We start from the raw sequence: 23,225 nt of genomic DNA, 5'->3' as shown, positions 1-23,225 counted from the left end.
CCGCGTCTCTAGAAGAACTCCCCCCACGGCTGGTCCCAGATCTGCTTCACGCACAGGATCAGGAACAGCAGGCCCGCGACGCCGAGCATCGCGTTGCTGAGCGGGCCGTTGCGCCATTCCCTGGGTGTGCGGGGGGAGTTCAGGAGCCAGATCAGCGTGCCGGCGAGGAAGGGCAGGAAGGCCGCGCCGAGGACGCCGTAGATGATGATCAGCCGGAAGGGCTGGCCCTCGAAGAGGAGGATCATGGGCGGGAAGGTCAGCCAGAGCAGGTAGGCGCGGAAGGGCCAGGAGCGTTCGCGTGTCCCCGAGGCGACCTCCTCGCCCTTGGCCTGTCCCTTGCCCGACAGCCGGGCCACGAAGTCGGCGAACATCAGGCTCACGCCGTGCCAGACGCCGATCAGCGAGGTGAAGGACGTGGCGAAGAAGCCGATCAGGAAGAACTTCGCCGTCGCCGTGCCGTACTCCTTCTCCAGGATGTCGCCGAGCTGGATCAGGCCCTTGTCGCCGCTCGCGATCGCGATGTTCGCCGAGTGCAGGAGCTCCGCGCCGACGAAGAGCATGGCGATCACGAAGATGCCGGTCGTGGCGTAGGCGACGCGGTTGTCCAGGCGCATGACCTTCATCCAGCCGGTATCGGTCCAGCCCTTGGCGTTGACCCAGTAGCCGTAGGCCGCGAGGGTGATCGTGCCGCCGACGCCGCCGATCAGACCCAGGGTGTTGAGGATCGAGTCCTTCTCGTCGGGCAGCACCGGCAGCAGGCCCGCGAACGCGTCGGGGATGTTGGGCGTGACGCGGATCGCCAGGTACACCGTCACCAGGAACATGACGCCCACCAGGACCGTCATGACCTTCTCGAACACCGCGTACTTGTTGAACCAGACGAAGACCAGACCGACCAGACCGCAGGCGATGCCCCACCACTTCAGGTCCATCACGTCGGGGAACAGCGCCTGGAGCGGCAGCGCGCTCGACGACATCGCCGCCGCGCCGTAGACGAAGCCCCAGACCACGACGTAGACGGCGAAGAACCAGGTGGTCCAGCGGCCGAGGCTGGCCCAGCCGTCGAACAGGGTGCGGCCCGTGGACAGATGCCAGCGGCCCGCCGCCTCGGCCAGCGAGATCTTCACCAGGCAGCCGATGATCGCGGCCCACAGGAGGGTGTAACCGAAGTTGCTGCCCGCGATCAGCGTGGCGACCAGGTCGCCGGCGCCGACACCGGTCGCCGCGACGACGATGCCCGGGCCGATGTACTTCCAACTCGCCTTACGCTGCGGGGGGTGTTGCGACGCCTCGTGGTCCGTGGTGTTTCCCGTGGTGTCCGCCATGCAGGTCAAGAAAGCCCAAAGGCGCCTGTGGGACAAGAGGGCGTGACCGGATCTTCACGTGATGCGCGTACAAGGCACCTTCCCGAACGGGGCCCGGGACAGGCCCCGGCTGGGCACACCGCCGGGGCCCGGCCTGGGGTCCTGCCCAGCGGAGCGTCACGGCTGTCGCCGACCACAGCCGTCCGATCCGCACGTGCCGAGCTCGAACCACACGGTCTTGCCCGGCCCGTCCCGGTGGCAGCCCCAGCGCTGGGCCAGCGCGTCCACCAGGAACATCCCGCGGCCGCTCTCCCCCGTGCCGGCGTCCAGGACCCGGGGGACGCGGCGTTCGGTGTCGGCGACCTCGCAGCGCAGTACGCCGTGCGCGGCGAAGAGTATGAGCCGGAAGCGGCTCTCGGCGTGCACCAGGGCGTTGGTGGCCAGTTCGCCGACGAGCAGTTCAGCCACGTCCGCCACCTCACCGCGCTCCGCGAGCCCCCATCCCTCCAACTGCCTGCGCACCTGTGCGCGTGCCTCGCGGACGGCGCAGGGCTCCGGGGCGTACTCGACGCTCAGGTGGCCTGCCCCCAGGGGTGGTTGCGGGAACGGGCCGTGCCTGGCGTCGGGGTCCGGGAGGTGGGGCCCGGAGAATTGCAGCATGGCTCCAGGGTGTCCCGGGGGCCGGCCCGGCACAGGGGGAGGACTACCCGATCCCCTACCTGCATGTGCGGGTGGGGTCACCCGTACTGGAGGCGGACCGTGGCTCCCCCGGCGTCGTCGCGGATGTCCACGTACGCGCAGACCTGGCGCGCGTACCACAGGCCCGGGCCGGGTTCCGGGCCGGTGGGCGGTGGCGCGACGAAGCCGGCGAGCGGGTCGCCGACGGGGCGGGCCGAGCGCAGTTCGCAGACGCAGGCGGGCGCCTCGCCCCACAGCAGGGCGGTGCCGTCGAGGGGCGCCAGGGCCGCCGCCGTCTGAGCGACGGCCGTGGCGAACAACTCGGCGTCGGCGGCGGGCAGCCCCCGCCCCTCCGCCCAGGCCTGCACGGCCGCGGCGCGCGGCTCGGCCAGGGGCTCAGCGCCGGCCGGGGGCAGCGGCAGCGGTACGGCGTCGAGTTCGGCCGCGAGCCGCACCGGGTCCTGGTACACCTCCGTGCCGGGGTGGGCGCGGCGGGCCGCGGCGACGACGGCGGGCCCGGCGGTGCGGATGCCGTACGCGCACAGGGCGGTCGTGGCCATGGGCGCGAAGAGGAGGTTGGCGAGGGCCTCGTAGCGGATCCACTCGGTGGTCTCGCGGGCCGAGCGGCCGGCGCGGCCGCTCCATACGGGTTCCATGAGCAGGTGGATCCGGCCGCCGGGTGCGGCGTGGGCGGTGAGGTAGGAGGCGGCCTGGGCGACGGCGTTGGCGGCGGAGCCGGTGTACCAGTCGGTGTGCGGGATGCAGGTGACGTCCTTCGCGTCCCCGCCGAGGGCGTCCCGCAGCAGGTCCAGGTTGCGGGGGTCGGCGATGGCCACGGGGGGTGGTTCGTCCGGAGCGGCGAGGCCTTCGCCGAGGAAGGGCAGGGCGGCGGCCACGAAGTCGTCGTCGGTGTCGAAGACGGCCATGCGGTGGTCGAACGCGGCGGGCGTGGGGGGCTGTCGGGTGGTCATGGGTTCCCCTCGAGGTCTGCGGTACGGGCGGGGTTCTGCGGCAGGGCGGGTCAGCGCTGTGCCGTCACCCAGGCGGCGATCTGGCTGCGGTTGCTGAAGCCGAGCTTGCTGAGGATGCGTTCGACATGGCCTTCGGCGGTGCGGCGGGCGATCACCAGACGGTCGGCGATCTGCTGGTTGGCGAGGCCTTCGGCGACGAGCCGGGCGACCTCGGTCTCGCGGCGGGTGAGACGGACCGCGGTGTCGTCGTGCGGGGCCCGGGACCCACCGGGGTGCGGGCGGGCCGGTTCCTGGAGCGCGTGGCCGACGAGTTCGGCGAGGCCGAGGTTCCCGCCGCGCCGGTGGGCCCGTTCGAAGGCCTCCCGTCCCAGGGCCCGGCAGGCCCGCTCCTCGCTGTCCCGGCGTACGGAGTTGAGGGTGTGCGCGCCCCAGCGGGCGGCGTCGATGTCGGCCCAGACGCGGTCGGCGCCGCCCAGCAGCACGGCCGCGTGCCGGTGGGCGCCGCGTTCGGTGGCGATCGACGCGAGCAGGTCCAGGGTGAGGGCGATGCCTATGACGTCGTGGACGGCGAGCTTGAGACGCAGGGCCTCGCGGGCGTGCCGCTCGGCCCGGGCCCAGTCGCGGCGCACGCTGTGCGCGAGGGCGAGCATGCGCAGCACGTACGACCGTACCCACTGCTCGCCGTGCCGCTCGCACAGCCCGAGGGCCCGCTCGCACACCTCGACGGCCCGGTCGGCCTCGCCCAGGAACCCCAGCGCGCAGGCGAGTTCGACCTGGCCGAGGCCTACGACGCTGAGGTGCTGGCCGGGCACGGGGCCGCGGGCGACGGTGGTCTCGAAGTGCCGCAGCGCGCCGGGCAGGTCGTCGCCGAACAGCCTCAGGACGCCGATGACGTACTCGGCGTGGGCGGCCTCGGCGGCGTCGCCCAGGAGCCGGGCGAGGGCGAGGGCGTCCCTGGCGTGCCGGCGGCCGCGGGGGAAGTCCTGGGTGGCGGCGGCGAGCAGCCCGGCGACCCACAGGCCGCGGGCCCGCTCCGGGGTCGGCTCCGGGTTGGCGCCCAGGGCCCGGTCGAGCCAGTACAGGCCCTCGCGCGGGGCGCCGCAGGCGTGCCAGTAGAACCAGAGGGTGCCGGCGAGCCGCAGCCCGGCGAGTGCCTCGCCCGGCGTGGAGAGGCTGAAGTCGAGGGCGGCGCGCAGGTTGTCCCGGTCGGCACGCAGCCGGGCGACGGTCTCCGGCTGCCCGGGCCCGAACCAGCCGCGCTCACACTCCTCGACCCACCGCAGCATCCGGTCCCGCTGCCGCCGCCGGACAGCGTCCTCCTCCCCGACGGCCGGCCGCAACTGCTCCAGCCCGTACTGCCGCAGCGTGTCGAGCATCCGGTACCGCACCCCACCGGGCCCCGGCTCCCGGCACAACACGGACTTGTCCACGAGCCCGGCGACGGCGTCGAGCACGTCGTCGGCATGAAGGGCCGGGGCAGGCCATCGGGCAGCCAGGGCGCCTGCGGTGTCTGCGGGCGGCGGGGGCGAGGCGAGGCCGCCTGGGTGGGGCACGGGCGTGGGCAGCGTCAGCCCGTCGACGGTGCTGCCCTCGGGGCGGGAGGCGATGAGGGACTCGGGGCGCATCACGGGCAACGGCACGGGCGCGCCGGGCGGACCCGGCACGGGCGGCACCGCGTTCCCCGGACCCCCGTCGAGCGGGGGCAGTGTCAGGGTCCCGGCGAGCGCTCGTGCGGGCCGGGTAGGTTCACCGGAGCCGCGCGCGAACCGGGCGCCGCCCGACGGCACGGCGGAAGGTGCTCCGCCCTGGACGCCACCCACGAACGGCCCGCCGGCCAGGTTTCCGCCACCCCGCACGAGACCCTCCGTCGGCGCCAGGCCCGTTCCCCACCCGGCCTCCGGCTCCCCGGTGTCGTCCGCGCACACCGCCTCCGCCGTCTCCAGGTCGAAGCTGCCCGCCAGGACCGACAGCCGGGCCCACACCGCCTGCTCGGAGGCGGTGCACAGGTCGTGGCTCCAGGCGACCGCCGCTCGCAGGGTCTGGTGGCGGGGCAGGGCGGCGGGGCTGCCGGTGGTGAGGAAGCGGTAGCGGTCGTCGAGGCGGTCCAGGAGCTGGTCGACGTCGAGGACGCGCATGCGGACGGCGGCGAGTTCGATGGCGAGGGGGAGGCCGTCCAGGCGGCGGCACAGACGGGCCACGGAGGCGCGGTTGTCCGGGGTGAGGCGGAAGCCGGGGGTGACCGCGGCGGCCCGGTCGGCGAAGAGCGTGAGGGCCGGGAAGGCCTCGGCGGCGGAGAGGTCGCCGTCCGGGTCGGGCACCGGCAGCGGCCGCACCTCCAGCAGGTGCTCCTCGGTGAGGCCGAGCCGGTGCCGGCTGGTGGCGAGGATCCGGACACCCCCGGTGCCGTGCAGCAGCGCCGCGGCGAGGTGCGCACAGGCGCCCGCCAGGTGCTCGCAGTTGTCGACGACGAGCAGCAGCCGCCGGTCCCGCACCTGCTCGACGAGGGCGTCCAGCGGCGGCTGGGCGGAGTGGTCGTGCAGCCCCAGCGCGTCGGCGGCGGCGAGCGGCACGAGCGCCGGGTCGTGCAGCCCGGAGAGGTGCACGAAGCGCACGCCGTCCGGGAAGGCCCGCTGCACCCGGGCCGCGATGCGCGCGGCGAGCCGGGTCTTGCCGACGCCGCCCGGCCCGGTCAGCGTCACCAGCCGTGCGCGGGCCAACAGCTCGCGGCCCTGGGTCAGTTCGCCACGCCGGTCGACGAAACTGGTCGTCTCGACCGGCAGCTGGTGGTCCCGTCGTGGCGCTGATCCGCCCATGAGCAGCCAGTCCTCTGGGGGGTGTTCTCCGAGGATCCGGGCACTCCGGCTCCTCTTGCGCGGACCCTCACTCTCCCCCGCCACGTACATATATGCACGCCCGGGTCACACCCGTGGGTGCACTTCCGCCGGGACAGCTCGACCGCCACGCCGCACGCGTACACTGCGCGTCCGCTTTCGGTCTTGACCTGCTCATGCCATTGGCAGAACGATGTGCGCCACCCGCACCACGTACGTCGCAGTGAACAACCCCACCTCCCACAAGGAGATTTCATGCGACTCCGCATACGAGGCTCCGGTGCCCGCACCGGCAGACGCACCGCCGCCCTCGCCGCCCTCCTCGCGCTCGCCCTCGCGGCGCCCCTGACCGCGACGACGACGCACGCCACCGCCGACAGCGCCCGCAAGGCGGCTCCGTCGGCCGACGACGTCCGGCAGTACGAGATCCATATGCACTCGACGGCAAAGGACCGCACGGCACTTCAGCGCACCGGCGTGACCGTGGACGAGGCCCACGGCCACGGTGTCGTCGTCTCCGGACGCGCGGACCAGATCAAGAAGCTGCGCGCGCTGGGCTACGAGGTCACCCCGCTCGGCGCGGTCCCCGACCGGTCCGCCGGCGAGGACGACGTCCGGATCCACGACTTCCCGTCCGCCGACTCGCGCTACCACAACTACGCGGAGATGACGAGCGAGATCAACTCGATCGTCTCGGCCAACCCCTCCATCGCGAGCCAGCGCGTCATCGGCAAGTCGTACCAGGGCCGGAACATCGTCGCCATCAAGATCAGCGACAACGTGGGCGCCGACGAGTCCGAGCCGGAGGTGCTGTTCACGCACCACCAGCACGCCCGCGAGCACCTCACCGTCGAGATGGCGCTCTACCTGCTGCGCGAGCTGACCTCCGACTACGGCTCCGACTCGCGCGTCACCAGCATGGTGAACAACCGTGAGATCTGGATCGTCCCGGACATCAACCCGGACGGCGGCGAGTACGACATCGCCACCGGGTCGTACCGCTCGTGGCGCAAGAACCGCCAGCCCAACAGCGGCAGTTCGTACGTCGGTACCGACCTCAACCGCAACTGGAACTACCGCTGGGGCTGCTGCGGCGGCTCCTCGGGCTCGACGTCCTCCGACACCTACCGGGGCTCCGCGCCCGAGTCCGCGCCCGAGGTGAAGGTCGTCGCCGACTTCGTGCGCAGCCGGGTCGTGGGCGGCAAGCAGCAGATCAAGGCCGGGGTCGACTTCCACACGTACAGCGAACTGGTGCTGTGGCCGTTCGGCTACACCAACTCCGACACGACGACCGGGATGACGGCCGACGACAACGCGGCGTTCAAGGCCGTCGGACAGAAGATGGCCGCGAGCAACGGGTACACGGCGGAGCAGTCCAGCGACCTGTACATCACGGACGGGTCGATCGACGACTACCTCTGGGGCACACACAAGATCTTCGGGTACACGTTCGAGATGTATCCGAGGTCCGGCGGTGGTGGGTTCTACCCGCCCGACGAGGTGATCGAGCGGGAGACCTCCCGTAACCGGGACGCGGTGTTGCAGTTGCTGGAGAACGCGGACTGCATGTACCGGTCGATCGGCAAGGAAACCCAGTACTGCCGATAGCTACTCGGCGTCTTCCTCGAAGTAGGCGTCCAGTACCGCGTCCAACTGCTCGTCCCACTCCGTGAAACGGCTCCTGGCCGGCGCTTCGATCTCGATCGGGTACCAGCGCCGGTCAGGGGTGTGGACGGTGACCGTGTAGCGCTTGCCGAAGCGGGCGGTCTCCGTTTCGACCGCCCCGATCTCGTCCCAGCGGAACTCGCATTCCTGGTCGTCCAGGGACAGGCGTACGCCTCTGTGGTCGGCGACTATCCGCGCGCGGCGATCGGACGCCTCGAAGACGGGGCCGTCGACGTCGGCCTCGGCCTCCTCCGGCTCGGAGGGTGACGTCTGCGCCGTCTCCTCCGGCTCGGGGGCGGCATCCTCGGCTTCCTCGACCTCGGCGACCTCGGGCTCCTTCTCCGGCCCGTCGTCCTCCGTCCGGCCGGACGCGGGTGACGTGAGCCCGGGGATGAAGGCCGGGTCGAATCCGGCGCCCTTCACGGGCTCGGCCTTAAGGGGCTGGCTGCTCGAACCTATGCGCTGCTCCACAGCGGAGCAGTATGGTCGACGAACCTGTGCCGCACACAGTCGGCCCCCGCATCGTTACACGATGATGCTCAACACCGCGGCCACCACGAACCCCGCCACCGACAGCACACTCTCCAGCACGGTCCACGTCTTGAGCGTGTCCCGCTCGCTGACGCCGAAGTACTTGGCGACCATCCAGAAGCCCCCGTCGTTGACGTGCGAGGCGAAGATGGAGCCCGCGGAGATGGCCATGATGACCAGGGCGACGAAGGCCTGGGAGTGGTCCGCCTCGGAGAGCAGAGGCGCCACGATGCCCGCCGTCGTCACGATCGCCACCGTCGCCGAGCCCTGGGCGACGCGCAGGACCACGGAGATCAGGTAGGCGAGGACGATCACCGGCAGGCCCACGCCGTTGAACGTGTCCGAGAGGGCCTGGGCGACGCCACTGGCCTTGAGGACGGCGCCGAAGATGCCGCCCGCGCCGACCACGAGCAGGATGTTGCCGACCGGCTTCAGGGACGCCGTGGACACCGTCTCCAGGGACTTGCGGGACCAGCCGCGGCGGATGCCGAGCAGGTAGTACGCGAGGAACAGGGCGAGGGTGAGCGCCACGAAGGGGTTGCCGAAGAACTCGATCACCGAGCGGAGCGTGGAGGGGTCCAGGGCGATCGAGGAGAAGGTCGCGGCGAGGATGAGGACCAGCGGGGTGCCGATGATGCCGAGGACCGTGCCGAGGGAGACCGGCTGCTCGCGCGGCTCGGTGCCGGCCGCCCGCTGCTCGTCGATCACCGCCTGCTTCGCTTCCTCCGCCGCCTCGACCATGTCCTGCGGCACGGCGACGAAGATGCGGCGGCCGATCCACGCCGAGTACGCCCACGCGGCCACCACGGCCGGCAGACCGCAGACGATGCCCATGAGGATGACCCAGCCGAGGTCGACGTGGAGGAGACCGGCGGCGGCGACCGGGCCCGGGTGCGGGGGCAGGAAGGCGTGGGTGACGGACAGGCCCGCGAGCAGGGGCAGGCAGTAGAGCAGGATCGACTTGCCCGAGCGCTTGGCGGCGGCGTAGACGATGGGCGCCAGGACGAAGATGCCGACGTCGAAGAAGACGGGGATGCCGAAGATCAGGCCCGTCAGGCCCATGGCGAGCGGGGCGCGCTGCTCGCCGAACATGCCGAGGAGCCGACCGGCCAGCACCTCCGCGCCGCCGCTGACTTCGAGGATCGCGCCGAGCATGGTACCCAGGCCGATGATGATCGCGACATGGCCGAGGATGCCGCCCATGCCGGACTCGATCGTGGAGACGGCGTCCGACTTCTGGACCGTGCCGAAGAGTTCGGTGACCGACAGGCCGGCCGCGAGGCCGACGGCTATGGAGACCGCGAGCAGCGCGACGAACGGCTGGAGTCTCATCCGGATGATGAGGAACAGCAGCAGGGCGATGCCGAGCGCGGCGGTGAGCAGGAGTCCGGCCGTACCGTCGACCAGGAGGAGCAGGCCTCCGGTGTGGGGTGGGGTCTCGGCAGGGGCGGACGCGGCGAGCGGATGGGACATTCGGGGGTCCTCTGCGTAAATGCATGCAGCTTCTGGGTAGGGGGGAGCGCGGCGCGGCGCATCGGTGGCGCCGCGCCTCGACAGCGAGGTGGGGGTGGGTCAGCCGAGGACGGCCAGCGCGTCGATCTCGACGAGGAGACCCGCGGGCAGGCCGACGTAGACCGTCGTGCGCGCGGCGGGCGGCTGGGTCAGGCCCTGCTCCTCGAAGTACGCGTCGTAGATCTCGTTGAACTCGGCGAAGTGGGCCACGTCCGTCAGGTAGACGCGGATCATCATCGCGTCGTCCCAGCCGGCACCGCCCTCCTGAAGGATCGCCTTGACGTTGGCCAGGGTCTGGAGCGTCTGCTCGCGCAGGGTCGGCCCGGCGGGCGTGGGCGGCTTGCCCTCCTCGGCGGGCAGGAAGCCGACCTGGCCGGCGACCTGGAGGATGTTGCCCTTCCTCACACCGTGCGAGAACTTCGCCGGCGGGGTGGTGTGGGTCTTGGGGGTGAGTGCGGTCTTGTCCGTCATTCGGTGCCCTTCACTGGTGTTCTGCCGGAGTACTCGCCGCTGATGGCGTCCGCCGTACGGCGCACCAGCGGCAGGAGGGTGAGGAGTTCGTCGGCGGTGACGACGACGTTCGGCGCGGACACCGACATCGCGGCGACGACCCGGCCGTCGGCGCCGCGGATGGGCGCCGCGACGCAGTTGATGGACTCCTCGTGGCCGCCGAGGTCGGTGGCCCAGCCCTGTTCGCGCACCTTCTCCAGCTCGCGCAGGAACGCGGTGGCGTCGGGTGTCGAACGGGCCGTGTACGCGGGGTAGTCGAGCTTCTCCGCCACCGCCCGCCGCTCGTGCTCGGGCAGGTCGGCCAGCAGCAGCTTCGCGACCGCGGCGACGGTGATGGCGACGGGCTTGCCGATGCGGGAGTACATCCGCACCGGGTAGCGGCTGTCGACCTTGTCGATGTAGAGGACCTCGTTCTCCTCGTACACGGCGAGGTGCACGGTGTGCCCGCAGCTCTCGTTGAGGCGGACCAGGTGGGGATGGGCGATCTCGCGGACGTCGAGGTTCTCCATCGCCTCCTGGGCGAGCGCGAAGAGGCGGGCGCCGAGGCGGTAGCGCTGGTCGGACTGGCGGTAGACGAGACCGTGCTCGTGGAGGGTGCGCAGCAGGCGCAGGGCCGTGGACTTGTGCACGCCGAGGCGGTCGGCGACCTGCCCCAGGTCGGCGGGGCCCTCGGCGAGCAGCGGCAGGATGCTGAGCGCGCGGTCGACGGTCTGGCTCATGGCGTACGTACCTCCTCCTCGGCCCGTGCGACGGCGTGGTCGACGGCTCGCGTCCAGCCGGGGCCGAGTCGCAGTCTCCCCCACGCCGCGTCGTCCAGGGCGGCGAGGCGGTCGGCGTGCTCCCGCGCGGGCGGCGCGGCGAGGTCGCCGGGGACGGTGAGGGCGGCGGCGGCCAGCAGGTGCCCGTGCCGCAGCCGGTCCCGGACGGGCAGCCCGCGCAGGGTGGCGGAGAGGAACCCGGCGGCGAAGGCGTCCCCGGCACCGACGGCGGCGACGACGTCGACCCGCGGGGCGGGCACGAAGGTGACGTCCCGCTTGTCGAAGACGGTGGCTCCCGCCGCGCCCTGCTTGACGACCAGCACCTCGGGTTCGGGGAGGGCGGCGCGGACGGCCTCGGCGCCGCGCAGCCCCCAGGCCTCGTCCTGCCCGACGAACACGAGGTCCGCGCCGCGCGCGAGGTCCCGCAGCACCTTCGGAGCGTCCGTGTCCTGCCACAGTCCGGGCCGGTGGTTGACGTCGAAGGAGACCAGGGGGCGGCCGGGCCGGCGCGCGGTCAGTTCGCGCATCAGGTCCAGACAGGTCCCGGACAGCGCGGCCGTGATCCCGGACAGGTGCAGCACACGGCCGGCGCGGACCGCGTCCAGGTCCACGTTGCCGGCCGACATGGCCGAGGCCGCGGACCCGGCCCGGTAGTACGCCACCTCGTGCGCGTCGGTGGCCCGGTCCCCGGCGGTGCGGAAGTAGACGCCGGTGGGGCGGGCGGGGTCGCGCCGGACGTGTGCCACATCGACCCCGTACCCGCCGATGGCCTCGACCAGATGGTCGCCGAACGGGTCGTTCCCCACCCGGCTGACCCACCGCACGCAATGCCCGGCGGCGGCCAGCACGCACACCGTGTTGGACTCCGCGCCGCCGATGCCCCGGTCGAAGGAGGGGACGTCGGCGAGCCGGCCCGGCCGGGACGGCAGGAACGTGACCATGGACTCGCCCAGCGCGACGACGTCCACGACGTCGGGGGCGTTGCAGGGTCCGGTGGGGGTCACGATGCTCGTAGCTCCTGCTTGCTCGGCGGGGGCGGCGGGGGCGGCCGCTTTCGTTGACCCCGGGTGGCCGAGATGTTAGACAGCATTGAGCGATATACGCAATGAATGTTGCAGTGATTGCAACAGCCCTGATCAGGGAGGCTCCATGACAGCCGTTACCGCCGCCGAGTCCCTCGCCCGGCTCGCCGCCGAGCGCGTCGACCACCGCTTCAAGGGCCTCCCGCCGGACGCCGACGGCCTCACGGTGGGCGAGCTGGCCGCTCAGCACCGGAACCTGTTCACCGGCGGCTTCGCCACGCCCGTGCTCGCGCTGTCCGCCGAGCGCCTGGAGCACAATCTGAGGCTCATGGAGACCTACGCGGACCGGCATGGCCTGGCCTTCGCTCCGCACGGCAAGACCTCCATGGCGCCGCAGCTGTTCCAGCGGCAGATCGAGCACGGGGCGTGGGGCATCACGCTGGCGGTGCCGCATCAGGTGCGGGTGGCGCGCGCGTTCGGGACCCGGCGCGTGTTCCTGGCGAACGAGCTGGTCGACGGAGCGGCCCTGCGCTGGGTCTCCGCCGAGCTCGACGCCGACCCGGAGTTCCGCTTCGTCGCTTACGTCGACTCGGTGCGCGGGGTGGAGCTGATGGACGCCGCGCTGAGCGGTGCCCGGCGCCCGCTGGACGTCGTCGTCGAACTCGCCGCCGGGGAGGGTGCCCGTACCGGTGTGCGGACGGAGGCGGAGTGCGCGGCGGTCGCGGACGCGGTGGCGGGCACGCGGTCGCTGCGGCTGGTCGGCGTCGCGGGCTACGAGGGCGAGGTGCCGCAGGCGGACCCGGAGCGGGTGACGGCGTGGCTGCGGCGGCTGGTCGCGCTCGCCGCGGACTTCGACAAGGCGGGACGGTTCTCGGGTGTGGACGAGATCGTCGTCAGCGCGGGCGGCAGCGCCTGGTTCGACGCGGTCGCCGACGTGTTCGCGGAGATCCCCGAACTCTCCCTGCCGGTCCTGAAGTTGCTGCGCTCGGGCGCCTACGTCTCGCACGACGACGGCCACTACCGCAAGCTGACGCCGTTCAACCGGGTGCCCGAGGAGGGCGCCCTGGAGCCAGCGTTCCGGCTGTGGACGCAGGTGGTGTCACGGCCCTCGGCCGAGCAGGCCTTCGTCAACGCGGGCAAGCGGGACGCGGCGTACGACCTCGACCTGCCCTTCGCCCAGGTGATCCGCCGCGACGGCACGGAGCGCCCTGCCACCGGCGTGTCGGTGACGGCCGTGTCCGACCAGCACGCCTGGCTGAGCACCACGCCGGAGGCGGATCTGGAGGTGGGTGACTGGGTGGGTCTGGGTCTGTCCCATCCGTGCACGTCGTTCGACAAGTGGCCGCTGATCCCCCTCGCCGAGGCGGACGGCACGGTTGTCGACTACGTCCGTACGTTCTTCTAGGAGGCCGGCGCGATGGAGGAGCTCGTCATCCGGGACGCGGATGTCGTCGACGGCTCCGGCTCGGACGCGTACCGGGCCGATGTCGTGGTCGACGGCGGCCGGATCGTGTCCATCGTCAAGGAGGCCGCCGCGGCCGGCTGCCAGCGGCCGAAGGCGCGCCGGGAGCTGGACGCCGAGGGCCTCGTCCTGTCCCCCGGCTTCGTCGACATGCACGCCCACAGCGACCTGGCCCTGCTGCGCGACCCCGACCACAGTGCCAAGGCCGCGCAGGGCGTCACGCTGGAGGTCATCGGCCAGGACGGGCTGTCGTACGCGCCCGTCGACGACCGCACGCTCGGCGAGGTGCGCCGGGCGATCGCCGGGTGGAACGGCTCCGGCGACGACATCGACTTCGACTGGCGGACGGTGGGCGAGTACCTGGACCGCCTCGACCGCGGGATCGCCGTGAACGCGGCCTACCTCATCCCCCAGGGCACGGTCCGCGCGCTCGTCGTCGGCTGGGAGGACCGGGAGGCCACCCCGCAGGAGCTGGACCGGATGCGGCGGTTGGTCGCCGAGGGCATGGAGCAGGGCGCCGTCGGCATGTCGTCGGGGCTGACGTACACGCCCGGCATGTACGCCAAGGACGCCGAACTGACCGAGCTGTGCCGGGTGGTGGCGTCGTACGGCGGCTACTACTGCCCGCACCACCGCTCCTACGGGGCGGGCGCCCTGGAGGCGTACCAGGAGATGGTCACGCTGACCCGTCAGGCGGGCTGCGCCCTGCATCTCGCCCACGCCACCATGAACTTCGGCGTGAACAAGGGCCGGGCGCCCGAGCTGCTGGCCCTGCTGGACGAGGCGCTGGCGGCCGGGGCGGACATCAGCCTCGACACCTACCCCTACACCCCGGGCTGTACGACGCTGGCGGCCATGCTGCCGAGCTGGGCGAGCGAGGGCGGCCCCGAGCGGGTCGTCGAGCGGCTGGCGGACGAGGGGACGGCCGAGCGGATCCGCCACGACCTGGAGGTCACCGGCTCGGACGGCTGCCACGGCGTGCCCATCGAGTGGGACACGATCGAGATCTCGGGCGTGGGCGATCCGGCGCTGGCCGGGTTCGTCGGCCATACGGTGCAGGAGTCGGCGGACGTGCGGGGCGAGGCCCCCTGGGTGACCGCGCGCGGGCTGCTGCTGGCCGACCGGCTGGCCCCGACGATCCTCCAGCACGTCGGCCACGAGGAGAACGTCCGGGCGATCATGCGCCACCGCGTGCACACCGGCGGCTCGGACGGCATCCTCCAGGGCGCCAAGCCGCACCCGCGCGCGTACGGCACGTTCCCGCACTACCTCGGCCACTACGTGCGGGAGTTGGGGGTGCTGTCGCTTCAGGAGTGCGTCGCGCACCTCACCTCGCGCCCGGCGGCCCGGCTCCGGCTGCCGGACCGGGGCCTGGTGCGCGAGGGGTACGTCGCCGACCTGGTGCTCTTCGACCCGGCGACGGTCGCGGCGGGGTCGAGCTTCGCCGCGCCGCGCGTGCTCCCGACGGGCATCCCGTACGTACTGGTCGGCGGGCGGTTCGTGATCGAGGACGGGCGTCGCACGGACGCCCTGGCGGGCCGGGCGGTCCGCAGGACTCCCGCGTGACCGCCCGACCCGGGGCGCTGCCCTTGCCTTACGGCTTGGGCAGGGTGCAGCCGCTCGCGCTCAGGTCGAGCTTGTTGTCGATGCCGAAGCAGGCCGGGATCTGGTAGGTCTCCTGGCCGTAGTTGATGCCCTTGCGGACCGTCACGTTGCCGTTCGCGTCGACCTCACAGGGGTTGTTCACCGTGCAGCGCTCGCCGTCCTCGTTGCCGGTGTTGTTGACGGCGACGACCTTGCCGGTGGCCTCGTCGACGACGGGCGAGCCGGACGTGCCCCCGATGGTGTTGCAGGCGGAGGTGTAACGGACCGAGTCCTTCCAGGTCCAGTCGCCCTCCTTCAGGGTGTGCGCGAACCCGTCGATGTCACAGCTGTAGACGCGCTTCCAGTAGCCGGAGGGGATGCTGATGGCGGTGCCGGCCACCGGGTGGGTGTCGTTCAACGTCAGCGGGTTGATGCCGTACGAGCTCTTGATCTGCCCGTAGGTGGTGGTGAGCTGGTAGAACGCGACGTCCGTGTCGGTCATCGTGCCGTACGCGAGCTTGGCGGCGCGCAGGGTGGCGACGCGCGAGCCGGAGGCGTTGAGCAGACTGAAGGTGCGGCTGGACGCCTTGTCGACGAGGACCTCGCCGGGGCCGGGGAAGCCGGACTCCAGACAGTGGCCGTTGGTCATCACCAGCGCCGGGTCGTCGGCCTCCGAGTCCGGCATGCGGACGACGGAGCCGGAGCAGTTGCTGAGCGCGACCGTGCCGGCGAGGTTCACGGCCTTGGCCGACGGGTTGAGCCCGGACAGCGTCTGCTCCACGGACGTGACCACGTCCGAGACGGCGGACGTGGCCGAGCCCGTGTCCGCGACCTTGCCGACGCCCGTGGGGGCGGCCTCGGCAGCGGTCGCGGGAGCCGCGCCGGCCCCGGCTATCGCCAGGGCGCAGAACGCGGCTGCGAGAGGTTTTCTCATGGGGGGTCCCCTCTTGCGACGGAGGCGGCCGGAAATCTTCCGGCCGCCTGCGGTGTTGTCATGCGCATTGTGATCGCCGCAAGGCGGGTGGGGCAAGGAGTTGTTCTGCGCGCGAGACCCGCCAGTTGGGCCCGACCCTACTCAACGGCCCTGACGGGCGGACTACTTGGGGCCCTTGATGCCGCCGGGACCGTGTCCGGGCTTTCCCTCGGATTTGCCCGGGGGCGACGCGGCGGCGGGAGCGGAGGTCGTCGGGGGGTCGGCCGTGGGGCTGCCGGCCGAGGAACTCGGGGCGTCCGTCCCGGACTCGGACGGGGTGGGGCTCGCCGCGGTGGACGGGCTCGCGGACGCGGCGCCGGACGGCTCGTCACTGTGCGACGGCCGGTCGACAAGCGGGACCGTGGGAGCCGATGCCCGACCGGTGCCGCTGGACGGCGCCGTCGGCGACTCCCCCGCCGTCGGACCCGTCCGGCCGCCGCCGCCCTCGCGCGTCCCGCCGGAGGGCGCGCCCGAGAAGCCGAGACCGGCGATCAGCGCGGCCGCCGACACGGCGCCCACGACTCCGGCGACGACCGCCACGCGGCGGGCACGCCAGGATCCCCGTCCGCGCCGGGAGTGGCGGCCCGCACCGGACCGGCCGGGTGCCGGCACCGGCGGCAGCTCGCGCGTGTCGCCCATTCCGAGTGTGGCGTCCCGGGCGTCCGTGGGGGCGTACACGTCCTGCCATCCGTGGGCCGCCGCGGGATCGGGGTACGCGTCATAGGCCGGGGGCGGGACGGCCTGCGGCACGTACACGTTCGGCGGACCCTGGGACTCACCGTTCGTCGCTCCGTCGGCGTACTCGGATGGCCTGAACATGGCGGCGAATTCTAGGCACCGATGGTGCTGGTGGGACAGTGCGCGGGCGATATCCGCCCAAACCGTCGCGTCTCACGTGGCGGAAAACACGACCCGTGACGCATTACCGGGCCGTAAGCTCCCAGACATGCAGGTGATCCAGTCGACCAAGCTCGCCAACGTCTGTTACGAGATCCGGGGCCCGGTGCTCGAGGAGGCGATGCGGCTGGAAGCCGCCGGTCACCGCATCCTCAAGCTGAACACCGGCAACCCGGCCGCGTTCGGCTTCGAGTGTCCGCCCGAGATCCTGGAGGACGTCCTCCGGAACGTGTCCTCGGCGCACGGGTACGGAGACGCCAAGGGACTGCTGGCCGCGCGCCGCGCGGTCGTGATGCACAACCAGACCCTCGGCATCGAGACGGACGTCGAGCACGTCTTCATCGGAAACGGCGTCTCCGAGCTGATCGTGATGGCGATGCAGGGCCTGCTGGACGACGGGGACGAGGTGCTCGTGCCCGCCCCGGACTACCCGCTGTGGACCGCCGCCGTCTCCCTGTCCGGCGGCACCGCCGTGCACTACCGGTGCGATGAGCAGGCGGACTGGATGCCGGACCTGGCCGACATCGAGCGCAAGGTCACCGACCGCACCAAGGCACTCGTGATCATCAACCCCAACAACCCGACCGGGGCCGTCTACGACGAGGCGATGGTCAAGGGGCTCACCGACATCGCCCGCCGCCACAACCTGCTGGTCTGCTCGGACGAGATCTACGACAAGATCCTCTACGACGGTGCCACGCACACCCCGACCGCCGCCGTCGCCCCCGACCTGCTGACCCTCACCTTCAACGGCATGTCGAAGGCCTACCGGGTGGCCGGCTACCGCGTCGGCTGGATGTCGATCTCCGGGCCCCGCGCGCACGCCGACTCCTACATCGAGGGCCTGACGATCCTGGCGAACATGCGGCTGTGCGCGAACATGCCGGGACAGCACGGCGTCGTCGCGGCGCTCAGCGGACGCCAGACGATCAACGACCTGGTCCTGCCGGGCGGGCGGCTGCGCGAGCAGCGGGACGTCGCCTACGAGCTGCTGACCCAGATCCCGGGCGTGACCTGCGTGAAGCCGAAGGGGGCGCTGTATCTCTTCCCGCGCCTCGACCCCAAGGTCTTCAAGATCAAGGACGACCGGCGGATGGTCCTGGACCTGCTCCGGCGCGAGAAGATCATGGTCGTCCAGGGCACCGGCTTCAACTGGCCGGAGCCGGACCACTTCCGGGTGGTGACCCTGCCGACGGTCGGGGACCTGCGGGACGCGGTGGGCCGGATCGGGCACTTCCTGGACGGTTACAGCCAGGCCTGACGGGACACCTCGCTCACCGTACGTGTGCAGCCAGTCCGGATTTGTGAACAACTCAACTTTAGACGAAATCTAAGCTAGGATGGCTTCCTGTAAGCACTCAGGAGGCCCTCCCATGTACGAACCGATCCGCACCAAGTCGGTCCACAGCACGGTGGACGGCCCCGACCCCGACTTCCCGCACCGTTCCCGCGAGGAAGAGCTGGACATCCAGCTCGCCGGCCATCTCGCCGCCCTGCTCGCCGTCACGGACGAGCTGCGTGCGACGGGGACCTCGGCCGATCTGGACACCGCGGCGGAGCGGCTCGCGGAGCAGGTGGGCCGGCTGCGCGGAGGGCGCGCGCCGGTCCGCGCGCCGATGAGCAGCACGCGCCGCGAGCGCAGCGCGACGGCCCTGCACCAGCGGGCGCACGCCCTGGCGGGCCGCGCGCTGGTCGTCGCCGCCTCCCGCGCCGACACGGCGGCCGCCATCCTGGCCGCCGAGCGGATGGACGCGCACGCTGCGGCTCTGGAGCCGCGCGAACTCGCGTCCCGCTGAGCCCCTGAGGGGCTCCCCCCGACGGCCCCGGTCCGCGCGCACCCGCAGCGACGCGCGGACCGGGCGCCACTAATCCCTTCGCGGGGGCCCTCGGGCCCCTTCGCGGGGACTCTCGGAACCCCTTCGTGAGAGCCCTCGGGTACCACATCCGGAGCCCTCCATTCCCGTTGCATACCGGGATCGCCCGGTCATCCCCCGTTCACCCGGACCGTCCAGGAACGTTGGGTTCCAGGAGCACGCTCCCGGTGTGAGACGTATCGCAGGAATCGTCCTCGCGGTCGTGCTGATCGGCGGAGTGGTGGCAGCCGTCGTGGCCGGCCGGCAAGGAGAGGACACGGGCACGGCAACGAAGACCGTGCGCGCGGTGATCGGATCGGAGAAGGCGGAGTTCTTCGCCGATCCCGACGTGGTGAAAGCCCTCGCCGCCAAGGGCTACACCGTCGAGGCGGAGACCTCCGGGTCCTGGGCCATGGAGGGCCTGGACCTCAAGGGGTTCGACCTCGCCTTCCCGTCCAGCCAGGCCCCGGCCGTCGAACTCGCCGGACGGTTCAAGGTGCGCGGTACGCTGCCCCGCCCCTTCTACTCGCCCCTCGTCGTCGTGGCCCATCGCGCCGCCGCCGAGGTCCTGGCCGCGAACAAGCTCGCCACGCTGGACGCCGAGAACCGCGGCACGCTCAGGATGGGCGCCTACCTCGACGCCGCCCGGGACGACCGCACCTGGCAGCAGCTCAAGGGCGCGGACCGGCACGGGGAGCTCAGCGGCACCCTCTTCATCTCCAGCACCGACCCGCGGACCTCCAACTCCGGCGCCCTGTACCTCGCCGCCGCCTCCGTCGTCGCCAACGGCGGCCGGGTGGTCGCGAGCGAGGCCGACCTCGACCGCACCGCACCCCTGCTGAAGAAGCTCGTCACCGTCCAGGGCGCGCAGCAGTCCAGCTCGGACGCGGTGTTCCGGGACTTCGTCAGCGGCGCGGGCAACCCCCTGGTGCTGGTCTACGAGTCGCAGGTCGCCGCGCTCCTCGCGGGCGGGCAGCAGCCAGGCGACCTCGTCGTGCTCTACCCCGACACGACCGTCAACAGCGACCACACGGTCGTGGCACTGAGCGAAGCCGGGCGGGCGCTCGGCGAACTGCTCAGCAGCGACCCGAAGGTGCGGGAGCTCGCCGTCCGGCACGGATTCCGGCCGCAGGGCGCCGCCGCCGGGTTCCCCTCGGCCGCCACCTATCTCAAGCAGGAACTGACCGGTGTCCGGCAGGCGCCCGTGCCCACCTCCGAGGTGCTGCACGAGATGGCGCGCCGGGCACGCGGATGACAGGGGGAAACAGCACGTGACCAGCAACGACTCCGACTTCACGCTCACCCCGCCGGAACCCGTCACGCCCGTGGCCCGGGAGAAGGCGGGCGGGCTCGTCCCCGTCGAGGAGACCGTCCGCACGGACATGGCCCGCAAGGCCGCCGCCTACGTCGAGGGGCTCGCCGCACTCGACGCCCGCTCGCCCGAGTTCGCCGGCAAGGTCGGGGAGATCACCGCCCTCGGCGCGGGCGAGATGCGGTCCGCCGCCGCCCAGTCCAACCGCATGCTGGAACGCACCGTGCACAGCCTGCCGGACCGGGGCGGCGACGCCCAGTCACAGGTCGCGGGCTCGCTCGTGGAGCTGCGGCGCGTGGTCGAGGACCTGGACCCGCGCGACCTCCCGGCGAGCAAGGGCCGCAAGTTCCTCTCCCGGCTGCCCGGCGGCAACAAGCTGCGCGACCACGTCGCCAAGTACGCCTCCGCGCAGGGCACCCTCAACCGGATCGTCGGCTCGCTGCGCGGCGGCCAGGACGAGCTGCGCCGCGACAACGCCGCCCTGCAGACCGAGCGGGTCCGGCTGTGGGAGACCATGGGCAAGCTCCAGGAGTACGTGGTACTCACCGAGGCCCTCGACACGGCCGTCGAGGAGCACGTCGCCGGGGTCGAGGCGACCGACCCGGCCCAGGCCGGCACGCTGCGCGCCGACGTGCTGTTCCCGGTGCGGCAGAAGCACCAGGACCTGCTCACCCAGCTCGCGGTGTGCGCGCAGGGCTACCTCGCCATGGACGTCGTACGCCGCAACAACGAGGAGCTGATCAAGGGCGTCGACCGCGCGGCCACCACGACCGTCTCGGCGCTGCGCATCTCCGTGATGCTGGCCTCCGCGCTGGAGAACCAGAAGAAGGTCGTCGGCCAGGTCAACGCGCTGCGCGGCACCACCGAGGACCTGATCCGGGGCAACGCGGAGATGCTCGCCACGCAGAGCGGCGAGATCCAGCGCATCGCCGCCGACCCGGCGGTCGGGGCCGAGACCCTGCGGTCGGCGTTCCAGCAGATCTACCGCACGCTCGACGCGATCGACACCTACAAGGTCCAGGCGACCGAGGCGATGGCGGTGACCGTCGAGTCCCTGACCTCCGAACTCCAGCAGGCGAACACGTACCTGGAGCGGAGCCGGGCGCAGGGCACGCTGGAGGGAGGACGGCCATGAGACGACGAGGCCTCGCCGTAGCCCTCGCCGCGGTCACGGTGCTGACGGCGGCCTGCACGGCCGAGCAGCGGGACCGGTCCGCTCCGTCCGGCGCCGCCGAGCCGGGCACCCTGCGCGTCCTCGCCTCCAGCGAGCTCAGCGACATGGCCCCCGTCCTGGACCGGATCCGCGAGGACACCGGCATCACGGTCCGCCCCACCTACATGGGCACCCTCGACGCCGTCGAACTCCTGGCGAAGGGCGCGGCGGACGGGACGTACGACGCCGTGTGGCTGTCGTCCAACGACTATCTGCGGCTGCGCCCCGACGCGGCACGCAAGGTCCTGTCGGAGACACCCGTCATGACGAGCCCGGTCGCCATCGGCGTGAAGGCGGCCACCGTACGCGAGCTGGGCTGGAAGCCGCAGGACGTCACCTGGTCCCAGGTCGAGCGGGCGGTCCGGGACGGCAGGCTGACCTACGGCATGACGGACCCGGCCCGCTCCAACTCCGGCTTCGCCACCCTGGTCTCGGTCGCCTCCGCCCTCTCCGGCGCCCAGTCCGCCCTCACCGACGCCGACGTCACCGAGGCCGCGCCCCGGCTCAAGGAGTTCTTCCGGGGGCAGCAGCTGACGTCGGGTTCGTCGGGCTGGCTCGCGGCCGCCTACCAGCGGCGCGGGAACGTCGACGCGGTGCTGAACTACGAGTCCGTGCTCAAGGGCATCCCCGGACTCACCGTGATCCGCCCCCGCGACGGCGTCGTCACCGCCGACTACCCGCTCTCCACCCTCGCCTCCACACCGGCCGCGACCCGCGAGGACGTCCGCCGGCTGACCGAGGCGCTGCGCGCACCCGAGGCCCAGCGGGACATCACCCGCCGCACCCACCGCCGCCCCGTCGTCGCATCCGTCCCGCCCGCACCCGGTCTCGACACCGGCCGTCGGCGCGAACTGCCCTTCCCCGGCAGCCGTTCCGTCGCCGACGGGCTGCTCGACTCGTACCAGAACGAACTGCGCCGCCCGTCCCGCACGGTGTACGTCCTCGACACCTCCGGCTCGATGCGGGGCGACCGGCTGAAGCGGCTGAAGACCGCGCTCACCGGCCTCACCGGGGACTTCCGCGACCGGGAGGAGGTGACGCTGATGCCGTTCGGCTCGCAGGTGAAGAGCGTACGGACCCACGTCGTGGACCCGGCCCGGCCCCGGCAAGGGCTCGACGCCATCCGCGCGGACACCGCCCGGCTCACCGCCCAGGGCGAGACCGCGATCTACACCTCCCTGGAGAAGGCGTACGACCATCTCGGCACCGGCCCGGACACCTTCAGGTCGATCGTGCTGATGACGGACGGCGAGAACACCACGGGCGCCGAGGCCGGGCAGTTCGAGGACTTCTACGAGCGGCTGCCGCGCGAGCGGGCCGAGATCCCGGTGTTCCCCATCCTGTTCGGCGACTCCGACCGGGCGGAGCTGGAGCACATCGCCGAGCTGACCGGCGGCCGGCTCTTCGACGCCCGCAAGGGCTCGCTCGACGGCGCCTTCGAGGAGATCCGTGGCTACCAGTAGGTCCGACCGCTTCGTCCGCTACCTGGAGTCCCGCAAGAACATCACCGGCAGCGCCTGCGGAGTCGCGGGCCTCGCCCTGACCTTCGCGGGCGTGGCGGGACCGTACTGGCCCGTCGTCGTCGCGGGTCTGTACGGGGCGGGCGCACTGATCGCCCCGCCGGAACGGCCGGACCCGCCCGCCTTCCCGGACCCGTCGGCCCAGCTCGACGAGGTGCGCGCGGACCTCGGCAGGCTGCGCTCCTACCTGGCCGACGTCGACCTGCCGCCCGCCACCACGGCACGGCTCGACGAACTGACCGACCTGCTGGCCGCGTTGCTGGACCCGGGCTGGACCACGGAGCTGCTCGCACACGACCCGGAGGGCGTGCACACGCTGTCCCGGACCGTGCGCCGGGACCTGCCGGAGGCCGTCGACGCCTTCGTCCGGACCCGCTGGTGGTCGCGGCTGACGCCCGGGGCGGAAGCACCCGAGCGTCATCTGGAGCGTCAGCTCGAGCTGCTGCGCGAGGAGGCCGAGCGCCTGGCGGCGGGACTGCGGGAGACCGAGGCCCGCCGTCAGGAGTCCGTCACCCGGTACCTTCAGGACCGGGGCGGGCCGGAGGCGGGCGGGTTCAGCGCCTGACGTACACAGCTGACCGCGTGGGTCACCTCGTGGCGCCTCGCCGTAGAGAGCATGAAACAGGCGT

20 protein-coding genes are annotated in these 23,225 nt (G+C 72.3%); 9 read left to right on the top strand and 11 right to left on the bottom strand.

Translation table 11 applies throughout. The features are described from left to right. Nucleotides 1-8: 8 nt before the first annotated feature. The 4 genes from PV963_RS29265 to PV963_RS29250 all read right to left on the bottom strand — a co-directional run bounded on the left by PV963_RS29265 (nt 9) and on the right by PV963_RS29250 (nt 5,766). Nucleotides 9-1,325 carry an Nramp family divalent metal transporter gene (locus PV963_RS29265; RefSeq protein WP_274818925.1) on the bottom strand — a complete coding sequence of 439 codons (1,317 nt, stop codon included), beginning with the start codon at nt 1,323-1,325 and terminating at the stop codon, nt 9-11. A 156-nt stretch (nt 1,326-1,481) separates the two neighbouring features. Beyond that, the gene (locus PV963_RS29260) at nt 1,482-1,964 is read right to left on the bottom strand and encodes an ATP-binding protein (protein WP_274818923.1); all 483 of its coding nucleotides are present in this window, start codon (nt 1,962-1,964) and stop codon (nt 1,482-1,484) included. A gap of 77 nt (nt 1,965-2,041) precedes the next feature. Further along, the gene (locus PV963_RS29255; RefSeq protein ID WP_274818922.1) at nt 2,042-2,953 is read right to left on the bottom strand and encodes an MEDS domain-containing protein; all 912 of its coding nucleotides are present in this window, start codon (nt 2,951-2,953) and stop codon (nt 2,042-2,044) included. A 50-nt stretch (nt 2,954-3,003) separates the two neighbouring features. Continuing rightward, on the bottom strand, nt 3,004-5,766 hold the full coding sequence (locus PV963_RS29250; RefSeq protein ID WP_274818921.1) for an ATP-binding protein: 2,763 nt from the start codon (nt 5,764-5,766) through the stop codon (nt 3,004-3,006). A gap of 273 nt (nt 5,767-6,039) precedes the next feature. Between PV963_RS29250 and PV963_RS29245 the strand changes: the two genes are divergently transcribed. After that, entirely contained in the window at nt 6,040-7,392 is a 1,353-nt protein-coding gene (locus PV963_RS29245; protein WP_274818919.1) for a M14 family metallopeptidase, read from the top strand. Here PV963_RS29245 and PV963_RS29240 read toward each other — a convergent pair whose 3' ends face one another. From PV963_RS29240 to PV963_RS29220, 5 genes are all read right to left on the bottom strand, one after another. After that, a complete protein-coding gene (locus tag PV963_RS29240; RefSeq protein ID WP_274818918.1) occupies nt 7,393-7,920 on the bottom strand; it encodes a hypothetical protein in 528 nt (175 codons plus the stop codon). It abuts the gene before it with no gap. A 54-nt stretch (nt 7,921-7,974) separates the two neighbouring features. Further along, nucleotides 7,975-9,453 (bottom strand): GntP family permease, encoded by a 1,479-nt coding sequence (locus PV963_RS29235; RefSeq protein ID WP_274818917.1) that lies wholly within the window; start codon nt 9,451-9,453, stop codon nt 7,975-7,977. Nucleotides 9,454-9,552: 99 nt separating this feature from the next. After that, nucleotides 9,553-9,963, bottom strand: coding sequence for a RidA family protein (locus tag PV963_RS29230; protein ID WP_274818916.1), 411 nt, complete (start codon nt 9,961-9,963; stop codon nt 9,553-9,555). Continuing rightward, the gene (locus PV963_RS29225; protein ID WP_274818915.1) at nt 9,960-10,721 is read right to left on the bottom strand and encodes an IclR family transcriptional regulator; all 762 of its coding nucleotides are present in this window, start codon (nt 10,719-10,721) and stop codon (nt 9,960-9,962) included. Before PV963_RS29225 ends, PV963_RS29230 begins: the two co-directional genes overlap by 4 nt. Next, nucleotides 10,718-11,764, bottom strand: a complete 1,047-nt coding sequence (locus PV963_RS29220; RefSeq protein WP_274818914.1) for a sugar kinase — start codon at nt 11,762-11,764, stop codon at nt 10,718-10,720. Before PV963_RS29220 ends, PV963_RS29225 begins: the two co-directional genes overlap by 4 nt. 145 nt (nt 11,765-11,909) lie before the next feature. Between PV963_RS29220 and PV963_RS29215 the strand changes: the two genes are divergently transcribed. Continuing rightward, on the top strand, nt 11,910-13,187 hold the full coding sequence (locus PV963_RS29215) for an amino acid deaminase (RefSeq protein WP_274818913.1): 1,278 nt from the start codon (nt 11,910-11,912) through the stop codon (nt 13,185-13,187). Between the two features lie 12 nt (nt 13,188-13,199). Then, nucleotides 13,200-14,810, top strand: a complete 1,611-nt coding sequence (locus PV963_RS29210; protein ID WP_274818912.1) for an N-acyl-D-amino-acid deacylase family protein — start codon at nt 13,200-13,202, stop codon at nt 14,808-14,810. 28 nt (nt 14,811-14,838) lie between these two features. Here PV963_RS29210 and PV963_RS29205 read toward each other — a convergent pair whose 3' ends face one another. Continuing rightward, the gene (locus PV963_RS29205) at nt 14,839-15,762 is read right to left on the bottom strand and encodes a S1 family peptidase (protein ID WP_274818910.1); all 924 of its coding nucleotides are present in this window, start codon (nt 15,760-15,762) and stop codon (nt 14,839-14,841) included. Between the two features lie 162 nt (nt 15,763-15,924). Further along, entirely contained in the window at nt 15,925-16,620 is a 696-nt protein-coding gene (locus PV963_RS29200) for a hypothetical protein (protein ID WP_274818908.1), read from the bottom strand. Nucleotides 16,621-16,747: 127 nt separating this feature from the next. Between PV963_RS29200 and PV963_RS29195 the strand changes: the two genes are divergently transcribed. From PV963_RS29195 to PV963_RS29170, 6 genes are all read left to right on the top strand, one after another. Further along, a complete protein-coding gene (locus tag PV963_RS29195; RefSeq protein WP_274818907.1) occupies nt 16,748-17,959 on the top strand; it encodes a pyridoxal phosphate-dependent aminotransferase in 1,212 nt (403 codons plus the stop codon). Nucleotides 17,960-18,071: 112 nt separating this feature from the next. Continuing rightward, nucleotides 18,072-18,494, top strand: a complete 423-nt coding sequence (locus PV963_RS29190; protein ID WP_274818905.1) for a hypothetical protein — start codon at nt 18,072-18,074, stop codon at nt 18,492-18,494. A 247-nt stretch (nt 18,495-18,741) separates the two neighbouring features. After that, nucleotides 18,742-19,806: a substrate-binding domain-containing protein gene (locus tag PV963_RS29185; protein WP_274818904.1), complete on the top strand. Its 1,065-nt coding sequence runs from the start codon at nt 18,742-18,744 to the stop codon at nt 19,804-19,806. 16 nt (nt 19,807-19,822) lie between these two features. Next, nucleotides 19,823-20,998 carry a toxic anion resistance protein gene (locus tag PV963_RS29180; RefSeq protein WP_274818902.1) on the top strand — a complete coding sequence of 392 codons (1,176 nt, stop codon included), beginning with the start codon at nt 19,823-19,825 and terminating at the stop codon, nt 20,996-20,998. Then, the gene (locus tag PV963_RS29175) at nt 20,995-22,539 is read left to right on the top strand and encodes a VWA domain-containing protein (protein ID WP_274818901.1); all 1,545 of its coding nucleotides are present in this window, start codon (nt 20,995-20,997) and stop codon (nt 22,537-22,539) included. The genes PV963_RS29180 and PV963_RS29175 overlap by 4 nt, the downstream gene beginning before the upstream one ends. After that, nucleotides 22,526-23,161 carry a hypothetical protein gene (locus PV963_RS29170; RefSeq protein ID WP_274818899.1) on the top strand — a complete coding sequence of 212 codons (636 nt, stop codon included), beginning with the start codon at nt 22,526-22,528 and terminating at the stop codon, nt 23,159-23,161. The genes PV963_RS29175 and PV963_RS29170 overlap by 14 nt, the downstream gene beginning before the upstream one ends. Nucleotides 23,162-23,225: the final 64 nt, after the last annotated feature.

The sequence above is a fragment of the Streptomyces coeruleorubidus genome (genome assembly GCF_028885415.1).
In the GTDB taxonomy this organism is placed as follows: domain Bacteria; phylum Actinomycetota; class Actinomycetes; order Streptomycetales; family Streptomycetaceae; genus Streptomyces; species Streptomyces coeruleorubidus_A.
This window is presented reverse-complemented; position numbering and strand designations above follow the sequence as displayed.